The sequence below is a fragment of the Vibrio makurazakiensis genome (assembly GCF_050337375.1).
Classification (GTDB): domain Bacteria; phylum Pseudomonadota; class Gammaproteobacteria; order Enterobacterales; family Vibrionaceae; genus Vibrio; species Vibrio makurazakiensis.
Window position 1 is genome coordinate 28,139 of sequence record NZ_JAKJSW010000023.1, and the last position, 13,877, is coordinate 42,015.

Consider the following 13,877-nt stretch of genomic DNA (forward strand, 5'->3'; position numbering starts at 1 on the left):
TGGTGGAGCAAAATATTAAAGTTGGTTATTGAGTTGTCTAATAGGCGCTGACTATAGAACTCGCTTTAGCGTTTTTAGCAAGGTGTCTGGATTAAATGGTTTCACTAACCATCCAGTCGCACCTGCCGACTTACCTTCTTGTTTTTTCTCGGTACTTGTTTCTGTTGTCAGCATTAAGATAGGAATAAATTTGTAATGAGGAATACCGCGAATAGCTCTTACCAAATCAAACCCTCCCATAATGGGCATGTTGACGTCGGAAATAACGACATCAAACTTAGTGGTCTTCGATTTACGCAGAGCGTCGCTACCATCATTGGCAGTTTCAACTTGGTATCCTGCATCTTTTAGGGTGTGACTAACCATCTGGCGGATAGATACAGAGTCATCTACAGCTAAGATTTTCTTCATATATAACCCTCAAAGTTCCTTTTCGGAGTAGAACTGTTGTTCTAGATTTAGTAATTCAATCGCATCGGTTAATACCGAAGATGGATTCTTCATACTAATAACTAAACCGGCACGGTTAGCTGAACGGAAAAGAGAGGCAAGGGCTTGAAGGCCTGCTGTATCGACTCGTACCACATGAGAGGCGTCAATTGAGATTGGAGTATCTTGTTTAAGCCATTCTAGGTATTTATCTTTAGAGTTAAGCACAGTCGAGATCTCTATGGACTCTTCGAGCAAACATTCCATGTTACTTCCTGCTACTTTATTATTATTTCGCCAACGTGACAGTGTTGCATATCTTTGAGTGTAGATAGGAATAGTGATTAATCAAATCAGTAACGAAATAAAATCGGGGCGTTCCATAAGTTAGTCGAACGAGTAAGAAAGGCTATTGAAAAACAGGGACTTGTGAAAAAGTAATTATCATTAACGATTAGTCAAGAAATTAGCATGAATGCTATAACGTTCTGAAAGTGGGTTGGTTTACAGTGTAAATTCACGACTGAACTTTGGTTTAGATTTACACTGTAAACTAATGAAAAAAGCGGCTGATATGAAAAGGTTTTATTTACAGTGTAAATTCGCAATTAAACCCGAAATGTCATTCCTCATTTGGGCTTCTGCCTGTTTACGACCAGAAAATTGGAATAGCTCAACACACTGCTTCCAATCCTTCTTTAACACCACTTTCGCAAATATTAAATCGGACACTTCATTATATGCTGTCGAACTTAGCCCAAACAAAACACGCTCGATTAAATATCCAATGCTATCGAACCCATTACCACCGATGGTGTAATTCTTAATTAATCGAAGCTGGCGCTCATCTAAACCAGGTATAGCTTTATGAGGAAACAAAGCTCGCGCCATATCAATCTCGATGCTTGCCAAAGAACTCGATAGTAAACAAGGCAAGTTGTCACTAAAACTGCGAGAAGAATACGACACCCACTCTTTCGCTATTGAGGCAATAGGACGAACCATTAGTAAAGAATGACAGCCACTTGCTTGGTCGCGCTGATGACCAATATGAACAGGCACAAAATCATTCTTCTCCCAAAATCGAATTAGCTCTGCCGTCGCTCCAAAACTAGTTGCCAAATAATCACAACCGGTAGTTGATTCGCTCAGCTTGTTCAACATAAAACTACCTAAACCTTTACCTTGTAATTCCGGCGAGGTTGCGATTCTCATCACTCGTATACACTGCTGCGAAGCCGCTTCGTCGACACCTAAATGATTCGCCAATAGCGTTGGTGCAAGTTGCCCATGAGGTCGTCTCACTCCACTTTGGATATCACAAATTAAACTCTCACCTAACCCACCTTCGCGTACCGCTAAAATACAGCCCACACAATATTGTTCGTTGAGCAACGCGTACAGTTCCATCTCAGGGTTTTCAAGCAACTGCATTAGGTCGTTCGGTGAGGTTTGATAATGTGCGTTAACAAGCAATGCAAAACATTGAGCGAGCAATTGAGGTTGTTGGGCAGAATCTTCTTTATTCAGTTTTTGCCAAGTTAGCGAGTTATGTTCTTTAATATGACTTGGTGTTTGAGCCGGAATTTCAGCATTTAATAAAAAGGCATCAAACAGCCACTTTTCTAACGGGTCTTCATTATTCCAACGAATTGGCTGATCCATTTCAAACAGTCGCCAACCTTTTCGAGACTCAGACAACCAAACTTGAAACTTAAGTCCAAACCCTCGTCCACTCCCCTCATAACCATGAACAGTCGTAGAGAATACTAAACGGTGATGGATATCAACAATACGCTTGAGCATAGGTAATGGGATAGCTGCAGCTTCATCAACTAACAATAAATCGCAATCAACCGAACTCTTTATTAGCTCATCAGGTGCAACAAATTTTAGCTCGCTATTGCCACATTGAATATGATTCGGCCTAACCTGAGTGACCCCCTCTAGCAATGCTATTGCATGAGAAAAAACAGGTTGTACTGACTTGGAGTTGGGCGCTGTAATGACAATTCGTATCGCTTTGTCTTTCATTAGCTGCGCAGCCGCAATACCGAGTGCACTACTTTTTCCTCGTCCTCTGTCTGCTGTGATAACCAAAGGACGCTTTCTATGACCAGCCACGACTTTGTGGATCAACTCAACCGCTTGCTTCTGCTGATAAAACAGGTCTTCCTTAGAAGTACTCTGCTGAACTTGGGGAAGCGGATAATGGGCAGTGCATTCAGATAATTGAATGAGCTTATCAAAATGTAACTTTAACCAAGATTGACCGGCATCTAACTGTTCGCTACTCACAAGTTCATGAGGAGGAATGACAATCAACAACCCTCCCCCAACAAGTGCACCTAGCGCAGCGCTGAACCCATTAGCATCAAACCCTTCGCTACAATCACATATCAGCAAGTGGCACTCTCGCCCTAGCAACGCATGCCCCTTCTTCATAGAAACGTGAGTTGTCTTTTGCGCATCTATAATGGGTGAGCCACCAATTTGGAATACGTTCATCGGATTGCTGGAGTCGATATATTCTTGAATTAAAGATCGCTGCCAAGTATCTGAACCTTGCAACACAACGCCATACCGGAAGAAGTTTTGCTGGGAAATATCTGAAATTTGGGAAAGATAAGAAAGTGATGAGTTCATAAAAATGTCCAATGTTGCATTACGGACATAGTAGCACAGTAAAACAAAAAGCCGCACAAGGCGGCTTTCAAGGTTAATCAGTTAGGTCATTGGTTAGTGAAAAATCTGCGTGACCAAAGATTTATTGTTCCAGTTTCGATTCAACGAAAGCTAGGATTTCTTTCATTGTTGCATCGTCTACTTTTTTCAAACTCAATGCCAGGTTAGAACCTTTACGGCTATATGATGCACGCCCTTTGATGAGTTCAACTTTACTCGAAGGAGCTTTTGTTGGAAGCGGCGCAAGTTCAAGAATCCATGACTCTATCGTTTCTGTCACTTCTTTAGTTAAACGAGAAACGCCTTGAGCTTGGCTACGCTGCCAAACATAACCATCAGTGTTTGCACATTTCTTTAGCAGATCTCGTTGTTGCTCAGCATCCAAAGTTCCAAACTGTTTATGCAGCTTAACGATAGTTGGACGGCCTAAATCGCTCACATTTGGGTAAGCTTGCAGAAGCTCTAGTGGTAGATCAGCAGCTTTCAAAGCCCCACTAACGAGCGCTTCACTACACTGGAACATTTTAGCCAAAGCTTTTTGGTCTTCAGCTTCACCACTTTCTAACTTAGCTTGCATCTCTTTACCTTTCTCAAAAAGAGATAAAGGCTTGTGAGCGTTCGCGACGTCAGATAAGAACTTAGCATGCTCTGTATTAATGCCTTCAGCGACATAAATAAGGAATTCTTTTTCCGCTAAGATACAAGACATGCGACGACGACTGCCGTCGAGAACTTCAATCTTTCCGTTAATACCTTTGCGGCCAACCGCTGGGTATTGCTGGCCACGGTCACGTAACGTTGTTAGTACGTCCGACAGAGCATGTTCATTTAGAAAAGATTGTTCACGTGCGTTGTCAGCAAATACAATTGTTTTGTTTTCAATTTGATCTGCAGGAATACGTACTAGTTCAAATGAGACAAGCTCCTCCCCCGCCACCGAAAGTTCAATGACTTGAGCTTGTTCTTTTGCAGCAGTCTGTGCTTCTTGTGGAGTCACTACACGGCGCTTATTCGCTTTACCGAAAAGCTTTGCATTCAAGTCAGATGTTTTAATTGCCATTGTCTAAATTACCCCTGATTCAATGAAGACCAATTACTATGTAGTACGCGCTCTAGTTCGAGAGCACTTTTTTGCACCGCATCTTGCGCAGTCGCTAAGGTTTTTTTACCACCTTCAAAATCACCGGTCGTCAGATCAAAAACGGTACTGTAGGTATCGGCACAAGTTTCAAATGCACGGCTACGAGGAATCGTCGCCATCATAACTTGGTCACCTAACAAGTAATTCATTTCAGTAAGAACCGAAACCTGCTTTTTGTTGTCATCTTCAAACATCGTCGGCATTAAACGAACGAACTCTAGACCTTTCCAATCGTCTGGGAACATTTCGTAAACGGTAGGCAAATGCTGGAAGAAGTTTACAGTAGAAGCCCAATCCAAACGTTTAGCTGCACATGGAATAAGTAGCGCATTTGAAGCGTACATTGCATTCCATACTAATGGGTCAACGTGAGGGCCGGTATCAATCATGATCACATCAAAATCATCTGCAATCTTATCAATCAACTTCTCTTTTAGAAGACGAACGATATCTAACGACTGGTTCTGAGAAAGGTGCTGCCACGCTTCAGCGTTGAACATCGCATCTTCAGGGAAAGCTGAAATGGTCTTCAAGTTCGGGTACTGAGTTGGCAGTAGCACGTTTTTACGCAGAAAATCAGCATCCACTTCTTGGTCTTCAGGCACGTTGTCTAACATGATATCGACTGCAGAGTAGATATTTTCATGTTCAGATACACTGATTTGAGGATTCAAGAACAAACGTAGTGACCCTTGAGGGTCTAAATCAATAAGGCAAATTCGGTAGCGCTTATCAAGATTCAATGACAAACATGCCGCAAGATGAACAGCAGTCATCGACTTACCTGTACCACCCTTTTGGTTTTGAACATTGATAATCCATGGCTTATTGTCGCCATGTTTTTTCCTTTCGTGGAACTTCTCAACACCCGCCGCATCCATCAGCATGTGCGCTTCTTCTAATGAAATAGAATAATGGTTGGCATTGTTTTTTGTAAATTGATGTCCTTCAGCTTCTAACTTGCTGATAGCATCATCTAACTTACGACGAGTTAAACCCGAACGAGTTTCCATTAAAGCCTTAGACATAGGAGGAAAGTGATCATCGCTTCTTTCTTCCAAAACAATCTCGATTCGATCTGCCTGAACTTGTTGAGTCTGTTCGGCTAATTGATAGAGATTATCAATCGTTTGTTCTCTTTTCATTGCCAATTTCCGTAATGATTAACTAAAGAAGATTGTACAGCAATCCACTACATATACAATAAAAAGCTGAACGTTCATTATTGAGCAAAATCACATAAAATTGACTTATTTATTGCTTATTAATGTATTTAGTAATAAAAAGCATCAAAAAGAACCTCTATATTGCTGCGTTAACCCACCACAATCTCACCAATTACACTGTCACTTATTTACAATGTAAATCTAATTACATGAAAAATCTCCGGAACGATTGAATTTTCTTCACTAACTACGGTAAATGTGATTTCAACTATATTTTACAAAAAATAAGGTCAATTACAGAAAAAACCAAAGGTCGATAATCTCACATAACAAATAATGATACTCAGGGTGATCAGGATAAGGCTTGGAAGCATGATCAAGTATGAGAACCGTGTAAATAATTGGCAAATGGCTACTAATAGGAAGTATGATCAAGGTAATTTACAGCGTATCATTGCAACATAATGATCGTTTTTACAATGATCCTTCACCGGAAAAATGATCAAGTATAACGCCCCCCCGGAAGCATGAATTTTTCGCCATAAATTACGGGCTAATGTAGATAGACTGGGACTTTAGCGTTTTACCAGTATCATTGGGATAGTATTCAAAGACACACGGAATCAAAATACAAATACAGCTGTAAATCATGATCATGCTTTCGTTAAGTTCAACAAAGCATATACCTTTGTAAAAACCGATGCTGAGTTGGGCAGTTCAGAAGCCAGCTTACCGTTTTGGGTAAAACTTGTTCAAAATAATAGTTTCTCGTCGTTACCTTGATCATCTTTCCGTAGAAATCGAGACAGTAATTAAGATGAGTAGAGCAACAGTATTCAATATTTGCAGGGGATCTGTGGATAAGGTGTATAAACAAGATGATCATGCTTTCAGAGGTTGTATGATCATGCTTTGCTCCCTTTAATGATCATCGTTCTTATCTTTTGTGATCATGCTTTCTCGTTCAGTTTGATCATCGTTTCAGTCAATCTATGATCATGCTTTCAGCGAGTAAAAAAATAACCTCTTTAATAACAGCAAGTTAAAGTCAATTTCGCAATCAGATCATTAGATCACTTAATCAATATAGATCAGTATTACCAAAAAGATCAGTTATTTAAGAACCAATAAAATCTCTTTATTTATGATCATTTTTTCATTATCCTCTTGGAACTATAGTGATATTACGGCAAGTGTGATACGGATCTAAAAATGAAGCCTGAAGAAAAATTATTAATTAAAGCTCGCAGCCACAAAGATGGCCACCTTTTTGAGGTTTCAGAATCCGCGGTTGAATGGATAGAACAATACCAGCACTTCAAAGGAGTCACTAAAAGCATTGTTGAGCTTTTAAACCTAATATCACTACGTGGTTTTTCAAGTAAAGATGGTTATGTATCAACAACTGAAATTGTTGAGTCAACCGATGGACAAGTTACACGAGCTGCGCTACAACAACGCCTGCGTGCAGCGGTTAATATCGGATTGTTTACTCAGGTTCCTGTTCGTTTCGAAGAAGGGTTAGCTGGGAAAACAATGCTTCATCGATTTGTGAATCCAAGCCAACTGGTATCTGTGTTAGGTGCTACAAGCCTAATGACTGAATCTGTTAAGCAAAATGAGAAACAGAAACGCTCTAAAGCATTGGCTCAAACCAAGGTCAATAAACGTTTGTTGAATGAGCACGGACTGAATACTCCGCCAACAATGAAAGATGAAGCGGATCAATTTATCGTGTCGCCAACCAACTGGGCAGGCATCATTGATCAAGCATTAGCGCCACCAAGAACACGTAAAAATTACCAAAAATCAATGGTCTCGATCTCTGGCACACGAGCAGTGATCGAAACACGATCTTCTAAAAACATTATGACAGTCGATGATCTAATGACTTTGTTTGCGCTTTTCACGCTTACTGTTCAATATCACGATCATCATCAAGAAGACTACCAACTTGATGCTAGGTACACGCCTAATAAGACTCCGTTATATATCACAGACATTCTTTCACTTCGTGGTAAGAAAGATAGCGGCCCTGCACGTGATTCTATCCGCGATAGTATTGATCGTATCGAGTTCACCGATTTTCAATTGCATGAACTCACAGGACGTTGGCTTAGTGAGAACATGCCAGAAGGCTTTAAGAGCGATCGTTTTAGATTTCTAGCCCGTACCATTACAGCATCAGAAGAAGCCCCTACAGAAGGCGCTGACGGCGAAATACGCATTAAACCAAACCTATACATCCTTGTGTGGGAGCCTTCGTTCTATGAAGAGCTACTGACACGCGACTATTTCTTCTTATTTCCACCAGAAATTCTGAAGCAGCACACCTTAGTGTTCCAAGTTTATTCTTACTTCCGAAGCCGTATGGCACGCCGACATTCGGATAGCATGCTATTGAGTGAACTGAACCAAAAACTGGCTAGAAATATTGATTGGCGTCGTTTTTCAATGGATCTTATCCGTGAGCTTCGCAAACTAGGTGAAGTTAACAGTGATGAACCGGTATTTTTGGTGAACCTTTGGGGTTATCACCTAACGATCCATTCTATGTTTGAGAAAGGTAAAGTGGTTGATTACCAGGTCGATATCAAATGTAACGCCGAAGAAGTATTGAAATATTCTCGTGCTCGTACGACCAATGCGGGTAAACGCAATATGGCGCCGACGTTACCGAACCCATTACGTAACGAAATGGTTTCAAAACAAAAACTGGATGAGTTGGCTGAAATCATCGATGGGGAGTTCGAACCGATTCAACGTAAAGCACCGTCGCCAAGAGGCAAATTAGGCCGTCGAGTTAAGTTGAAAAAGCATTCTGTAGAGATCAATGCAGATGAGATTACGATAACCTTGTCTAAATATACTTCTCCAGAGGCCCTAGAGCGCAGTATAACGGCATTATCAGCTATGACAGGGCATTCCCATAATTCTATTAAAGAAGAGTGCTCAGAGCTCATAGAGAAGCTTGATTGGTTAAGAGTTGAAAGTGAGCCCCTTCATTACGAAACCTTAAGTAAATTGATCGAGCTATACAATACAAGAAACACCAATAAACATTTATCGATTGAACGTTTGATTTCTGGATTAGCGGTACGCAGAAAGGTTTGTAAGCAAGTCTTTGAAGGGCATTTAGATGAAACGGTGTTCCGAGCGTTAGACGAAGTTGCGATTGGCCATTAGATTTGATGAAACTTGAACAATCCACTGACACGATGCTGACAAAGTGAGCGCAACTACTGGTTAATATTTATCCCGAATAGACAACCTTTTGTCCTTTCTTATGATTAATAGATTGGCTCATATTGTTACATCATACTGATAGATTTCGCGAGTTCTGATGAACTCGCTTTTTTTTGCCTGTAAGAAAGAGATCCTGAGCGAGAACTTGCTCTGTGCTCACCTCAACCCCTTCCCTTACATTGATACAAGATCATTAGTCACTTGATCATGCTTCCGTTTTATTGGAGGCGATGAGTTTGTATGCCTTGATCATGCTTCTGAGCAATTGAAGCCATGAATTGTACATGCGCTTCGATCAACTCTTGTGCCTGCGTCCCCCAATGAGAGCTCTGTTGCTGGTTACTCAATTCTAATGCGAGTACACAAAGGTGCTGGATACGTTTAAGCGACCAATCAGCAAGCTCTGGTTGCGATTCTGCATCGCACGCCACTGCTTGTAACTTACTGTATGCAAACATCAGGTATTGATACGCGTTATCTGGCTGTTGGTGATGCTGGTGAAATTGGTAGATGCGCAGGCAACCATCCAGCCAACACGCAATGGCTTTGCTTTGTTGGTCGGTGATCTTTGGCCCCCATACTTTTTCTGGTGGGGATAAGATCAACTGTCTTAGCGCTTCTACTTGATCATGCTTTCGATTTTTGTACCAAGATTCGATCTTCTTCAACCAGACATCAAGTTCATTCATGCAACATTATCCCATTGTTTTACAAAGTGATTTTCGCTTACCTCTTGGTAACCATTTTGAATAACACTGCTTTGTTGGCGTATTGCATCAGCGTCCAATGAATAGTTTGGTTCATTTTGGACTAATTCGCCAAACGGGAGATCAGGATCGGGCACTGCTGAAATAAGTAATTTGGTATATGGATGTTGCGGGTTGTTAAGGATCGACTGAGTTGATCCCCACTCAACGATCTGCCCTTTATACATAACGGCTGTTTCTTCCGCGATATAGTGAGCGGTCGCAAGATCGTGGGTGATATACAAAAAACCAATTCCCATTTCTTTCTTCATTCTTTGCATGAGATTAAGCACACCAAGACGGATAGATACATCCAGCATCGAAGTTGGCTCGTCAGCTAATATCACTTCAGCGCCAACCGCGAGGGCGCGAGCTAGATTGACGCGCTGGCGTTGGCCGCCACTCAGCTCATGAGGGTATTTAGCCAATGTTTCGAGAGGTAACTCTACTAAAGAAAGTAGCTCTTCTAAGCGGTTTTCCAGTTCCTTTTTACCAGCCACTCTTTTATGGATCTTAAGTGGGCGAGTTAGGTGGTGCTCAATGGTGTGAGTTGGATTTAGCGAGCCGAATGGGTCTTGGAAGACCATTTGTACTTTGCTTCGATAGTCTAAGATATCTTTGCGCTTAGTGATCTCATTAATATTTCGTCCGTGAAATAGAATTTCTCCCTCAGTGGCAGGGTAGACCTTGGTCATTAGACGTGCGCACGTGCTTTTACCGCACCCAGACTCTCCCACCAGCGCTAGGGTTTTACCTGCATATAAGTCAAAGCTGACACCTTGCAGAGCTCGGAATATTTCTTCTTTACCAAAGCCACCACCGACAGTGAAGTCTTTAACGATATTATTAACTTGAATGATAGGTTGTCGCATGGAAGCTCCTAGCTAGCAATAGCATGTTTACTTTCGTGAATATTAGGGAATGAGCTCCATAGCTTTTGAGTATATGGATGCTGAGGGTTATTGCGGATCTCTTTAGCTTGGTTAACCTCAACAATTTCTCCGTAGCGCATTATGGCTATGCGATCACAAAGCTGACTCATCAAAGCTAGGTCATGGGTGATGAATAGAACTGAGAAGCCGAATTCTTCCCTAAGCTGGTAAATTTGTTGCAGGATCTCTCTTTGTACCACCACGTCTAAAGCGGTGGTCGGTTCATCCATAATGATCAATTTAGGGTTTAGTGAAAGCGCAATTGCGATCACGAGCCTTTGACGCATGCCGCCACTAAATTGGTGTGGGTATTCAGTGAGTCGGTTGCGTGGAATATTGACCAAATCTAAGAGCTTTTCTGCTCGGTCTTTTGCTTGCTCGTCTGTCATGCCTCGATGGTGGCGTAGGACGTCTGCAAACTGCTCTTGAATGGTTAAAACTGGGTTGAGGGAGTTCATCGCACTTTGAAATACCATTGCGATTTCGCTCCAGCGTAACGTATTCAGTTGAGAGTCGGATAAACGGAGTAGATCTTGCCCTTTAAATAATATTTGCCCACCAGAGATAAAAGCAGGTGGCTTATGTAAACGGTTTATTGCAAAAGCTATGGTGCTTTTACCACATCCAGATTCTCCGGCTAGGCCAAAGATCTCACCAGGTTGAATAGAAAAACTGACTGATTTGACGGCGTTAAAGTCGCCATTGTCAGTAATGTAATCGACACATAAGTTTTTCACCTCAATCACGGGATCGCTTGGAGGCATATGGGAAGCCATAGTTAAGTCCTTTAAATTAACTGATAATTATTATCATTATCGTTTAATCGTAAGAACTTGAAGCTGCTGGAATGAAAAGGTTGAAGTGTCTCGTAAATTATTTTGTGTTTAGTGCAATGATTTTCATGGGAGAGTGACGATGTATCGCGGGAAGGTTATTCGTTCTTGAGAGCAAGAAAGTGAGAGTTGGATCAAATCACTTTGTTTTGAGGGAATCTTTTAAATGTAATCCTCAAATTTTGGTTTGGCAAAGTCTAAATAACATTTTTATTAGTGGTGTTTTATAACAGTCGGTAACTTCACATTTTGGCTCAGTTTTTCTTAACAACAAAAACTTCATTTGCTACAGATTACGTGTTCTATACATGGTGCTTTCGGAGGAAACAATGTCCATTAATTCTATTAACCATGATGAAATGACCAATATTACTAACAAGTGGGATACCCCTGAAGAAGAGCTGAAGATTAAGCCTGAGAAGCAAGCTAAGTCGGCTGAGGCTCGTCGTAGAATCGAGGCCTTGAGAGAAATCAGAGAAAGTGGCTTAAGCCTAGAAGAAGCAAAAGAGCTAGGGTTGATACATTAAGATATTCACCAAGTAACGTTGACCTGATCCCTAGGGTGGCTAGTAAGCCACCCTTTTTATGTTCTGTTAATAAAGTGAGAATTTGACAGTATTTATTCTACTCACTAGCTTTATAGATAAATCACACAATATAAAACAAGTTACCTATAGTGTTGTGATGTGTTAAGTCTATACACGGCAGTATGAGCTAGGAGCTAATGATGGATAATGAAGTATTATTTTATGAGCCTGAAGATCGTAATGGTTACTTATCGAACTTCGCGGCTTGCGATATTCAAATAAATGATGAAGTTTGGCCTACCAGTGAGCACTATTATCAAGCGATGAAGTTTTCTTGCCCTAAGCAAAGGAGCGAAATATTTCACGCTAAAACGCCTGAGCATGCTTTTGAGCTCAGCAGAAAATACCAGTTAGATATTCGCTCTGATTGGTTTCAAATTCGTGTCGATGTTATGACCTTTATCGTCTCTGAAAAGTTTAAGCAAAACTCCAGATTCGCCCACCAGCTTGTTAGCACCGGTGATTTGATTATCAAAGAACACTCGCACAAAGATTCTTTTTGGGGGGATGGCGGTGATGGTACTGGGCAAAATCAGCTAGGCCATATATTGATGAATGTTCGGGATTCATTGAGAAAAACAGAACCCTACAATCATGTTGATTTTGTCGACTGCGCAAAGCTGCCTACCCAGTGGGGTACTTTCAAAATGTATGGCTTTGTGGAGAGAGCGACTGGTAAAGAGCATTTAGCTTTGGTCTATGGAGACTTAGAACCTCTGTCTGCTCCATTGATTCGATTACATTCAGAATGTCTAACCGGTGATGCACTCTTTAGTGCTCGTTGTGACTGTGGCTTCCAGCTCTCTAGAGCGATGGAGAACATCGTTGAAGCCGGGGGAGGCGTTCTATTCTACCTTCGCCAGGAAGGGCGTGGTATTGGCTTAATTAACAAAATTAGAGCCTATCATTTGCAAGACAATGGTGCTGACACGGTCGAAGCCAATGAGCAACTCGGATTCGCTGCTGATATGCGAGATTATTCTTTTTGCCGAGGGATGTTGAGCTATTTAGATATCGACTCTGTGCGTTTAATGACAAACAACCCACGCAAGGTGAAAGCCCTCGAAAGCTCTGGCATTAATGTCATTGAGCGAGTGCCTTTGCAAGAAGGTAATAACCCTCACAATAACCACTACCTCAAAACAAAGGCGAGCAAACTGGGTCACATGTTTGACGCTAACTTTGTTCAATAGTCCTTGTATTTTATAAACTTAAACGTAAGCTTCGCCACTACCCTTTGACCTGTTGCATAGGTCAAAGGATATAACGGCGGTTGGCATTAACGAGAGTGAAATGTTCATAGCTTTGCACGCTAACTTCCAACTAAGTGGTATGTACCGAGCGATTTCTAATTGTAATTAGAGATGATGGTCTCAAGCTCCCCACTTGATTGAAGAGTTTTTAAGCGTTGGTTAATAAAACTTTGCAGTTTGGCATCCATTTTTGGGTCAAAAGCAAGGTGAATAGGGTAGTCAGGTATTACAGAGCTGAAAGACTGCAGTAGGAAGGCGTCAGGATCTAGATTTTGCTTCTGTAAGTTGTACTTCATCCGAGATTCCATTTCTACAAAAACGGTATCGCCGGGGATCCGCTGCAACACGCGAAATGCTGCCGTGTAGTCTTTGACTCGTAACTCTTCGACTGACCCTTTCTTGATCAATGGTTCAAGGTTTGGATACTCAAAACCTAACAAAAGAACCACTGCTTTATTGTTTAGATCATCCGTTTCTTCGAAGTTAAATGGTTTTTGACTGCTGCTTAATAGTGAGTGTTTTACATTGTAAATTGGTATGTCGGATAAGTTTTCAGCTTGGATATTACCCCAACTAGGACTTCCGTATGTTATCCAATTTTCTTCATCACGCGCCTCTAAAAGGGTGATCATTCGGTTAAATGGATAAGTGTGATAGTTGATTTCATAACTGCTGTCTTGAAATACGGCCTGAACGATATCGGTAACGATACCTTTGTGCGTATCTCCACCTGTTTCAATTTGAAATGGTTGAGCTTGTTTTTCAATAACGTAGTAATGAATTTTTTCGTTAGCGATTGATGTTCCGCTAAACAAAGCACTAAGAATAGATGTGAAGATTATACGTTTTTTCATATCAG

The 13,877-nt window shown here is 41.2% G+C and carries 12 protein-coding genes; 3 read left to right on the plus strand and 9 right to left on the minus strand.

The genetic code is table 11. From position 1 onward, the window contains the following. Positions 1-51: 51 nt before the first annotated feature. From L4C33_RS03580 to L4C33_RS03600, 5 genes are all read right to left on the minus strand, one after another. Positions 52-411, minus strand: coding sequence for a response regulator (locus L4C33_RS03580; RefSeq protein ID WP_428811079.1), 360 nt, complete (start codon positions 409-411; stop codon positions 52-54). Positions 412-420: 9 nt separating this feature from the next. Then, entirely contained in the window at positions 421-696 is a 276-nt protein-coding gene (locus tag L4C33_RS03585; protein WP_428811080.1) for an STAS domain-containing protein, read from the minus strand. A gap of 318 nt (positions 697-1,014) precedes the next feature. Continuing rightward, positions 1,015-3,075 carry a tRNA(Met) cytidine acetyltransferase TmcA gene (locus L4C33_RS03590; RefSeq protein WP_428811081.1) on the minus strand — a complete coding sequence of 687 codons (2,061 nt, stop codon included), beginning with the start codon at positions 3,073-3,075 and terminating at the stop codon, positions 1,015-1,017. A gap of 121 nt (positions 3,076-3,196) precedes the next feature. Further along, on the minus strand, positions 3,197-4,174 hold the full coding sequence (locus L4C33_RS03595) for a ParB/RepB/Spo0J family partition protein (RefSeq protein WP_428811082.1): 978 nt from the start codon (positions 4,172-4,174) through the stop codon (positions 3,197-3,199). 8 nt (positions 4,175-4,182) lie between these two features. After that, a complete protein-coding gene (locus L4C33_RS03600) occupies positions 4,183-5,400 on the minus strand; it encodes a ParA family protein (protein WP_428811083.1) in 1,218 nt (405 codons plus the stop codon). A 1,233-nt stretch (positions 5,401-6,633) separates the two neighbouring features. On the opposite strand from L4C33_RS03600, the gene L4C33_RS03605 reads away from it, so the two are divergent. Beyond that, positions 6,634-8,607 carry a replication initiator protein RctB domain-containing protein gene (locus tag L4C33_RS03605; protein ID WP_428811084.1) on the plus strand — a complete coding sequence of 658 codons (1,974 nt, stop codon included), beginning with the start codon at positions 6,634-6,636 and terminating at the stop codon, positions 8,605-8,607. Positions 8,608-8,885: 278 nt separating this feature from the next. Here the strand turns inward: L4C33_RS03605 and L4C33_RS03610 are convergent, their stop codons facing one another. From L4C33_RS03610 to L4C33_RS03620, 3 genes are read right to left on the minus strand one after another with little or no spacing between them, the layout of a single operon-like run. Continuing rightward, entirely contained in the window at positions 8,886-9,356 is a 471-nt protein-coding gene (locus L4C33_RS03610) for a transcriptional regulator (RefSeq protein WP_428811085.1), read from the minus strand. Next, on the minus strand, positions 9,353-10,285 hold the full coding sequence (locus L4C33_RS03615; RefSeq protein ID WP_428811086.1) for an ATP-binding cassette domain-containing protein: 933 nt from the start codon (positions 10,283-10,285) through the stop codon (positions 9,353-9,355). Before L4C33_RS03615 ends, L4C33_RS03610 begins: the two co-directional genes overlap by 4 nt. Positions 10,286-10,293: 8 nt before the next feature. After that, positions 10,294-11,121, minus strand: a complete 828-nt coding sequence (locus tag L4C33_RS03620; protein ID WP_428811087.1) for an ABC transporter ATP-binding protein — start codon at positions 11,119-11,121, stop codon at positions 10,294-10,296. Between the two features lie 386 nt (positions 11,122-11,507). On the opposite strand from L4C33_RS03620, the gene L4C33_RS03625 reads away from it, so the two are divergent. Next, a complete protein-coding gene (locus L4C33_RS03625; protein WP_428811088.1) occupies positions 11,508-11,705 on the plus strand; it encodes a PA3496 family putative envelope integrity protein in 198 nt (65 codons plus the stop codon). A gap of 200 nt (positions 11,706-11,905) precedes the next feature. Beyond that, the gene (gene ribA, locus L4C33_RS03630; protein WP_428811112.1) at positions 11,906-12,958 is read left to right on the plus strand and encodes a GTP cyclohydrolase II; all 1,053 of its coding nucleotides are present in this window, start codon (positions 11,906-11,908) and stop codon (positions 12,956-12,958) included. Between the two features lie 155 nt (positions 12,959-13,113). Here ribA and L4C33_RS03635 read toward each other — a convergent pair whose 3' ends face one another. Next, a complete protein-coding gene (locus L4C33_RS03635) occupies positions 13,114-13,872 on the minus strand; it encodes a substrate-binding periplasmic protein (protein ID WP_428811089.1) in 759 nt (252 codons plus the stop codon). Positions 13,873-13,877: the final 5 nt, after the last annotated feature.

What these genes read in the sequence shown, in the direction of transcription:
- L4C33_RS03580 (WP_428811079.1), bottom strand. Translation starts at nt 411, where the DNA reads ATGAAGAAAATCTTAGCTGTAGATGACTCTGTATCTATCCGCCAGATG.
- L4C33_RS03585 (WP_428811080.1), bottom strand. Translation starts at nt 696, where the DNA reads ATGGAATGTTTGCTCGAAGAGTCCATAGAGATCTCGACTGTGCTTAAC.
- L4C33_RS03590 (WP_428811081.1), bottom strand. Translation starts at nt 3,075, where the DNA reads ATGAACTCATCACTTTCTTATCTTTCCCAAATTTCAGATATTTCCCAG.
- L4C33_RS03595 (WP_428811082.1), bottom strand. Translation starts at nt 4,174, where the DNA reads ATGGCAATTAAAACATCTGACTTGAATGCAAAGCTTTTCGGTAAAGCG.
- L4C33_RS03600 (WP_428811083.1), bottom strand. Translation starts at nt 5,400, where the DNA reads ATGAAAAGAGAACAAACGATTGATAATCTCTATCAATTAGCCGAACAG.
- L4C33_RS03605 (WP_428811084.1), top strand. Translation starts at nt 6,634, where the DNA reads ATGAAGCCTGAAGAAAAATTATTAATTAAAGCTCGCAGCCACAAAGAT.
- L4C33_RS03610 (WP_428811085.1), bottom strand. Translation starts at nt 9,356, where the DNA reads ATGAATGAACTTGATGTCTGGTTGAAGAAGATCGAATCTTGGTACAAA.
- L4C33_RS03615 (WP_428811086.1), bottom strand. Translation starts at nt 10,285, where the DNA reads ATGCGACAACCTATCATTCAAGTTAATAATATCGTTAAAGACTTCACT.
- L4C33_RS03620 (WP_428811087.1), bottom strand. Translation starts at nt 11,121, where the DNA reads ATGGCTTCCCATATGCCTCCAAGCGATCCCGTGATTGAGGTGAAAAAC.
- L4C33_RS03625 (WP_428811088.1), top strand. Translation starts at nt 11,508, where the DNA reads ATGTCCATTAATTCTATTAACCATGATGAAATGACCAATATTACTAAC.
- ribA (WP_428811112.1), top strand. Translation starts at nt 11,906, where the DNA reads ATGGATAATGAAGTATTATTTTATGAGCCTGAAGATCGTAATGGTTAC.
- L4C33_RS03635 (WP_428811089.1), bottom strand. Translation starts at nt 13,872, where the DNA reads ATGAAAAAACGTATAATCTTCACATCTATTCTTAGTGCTTTGTTTAGC.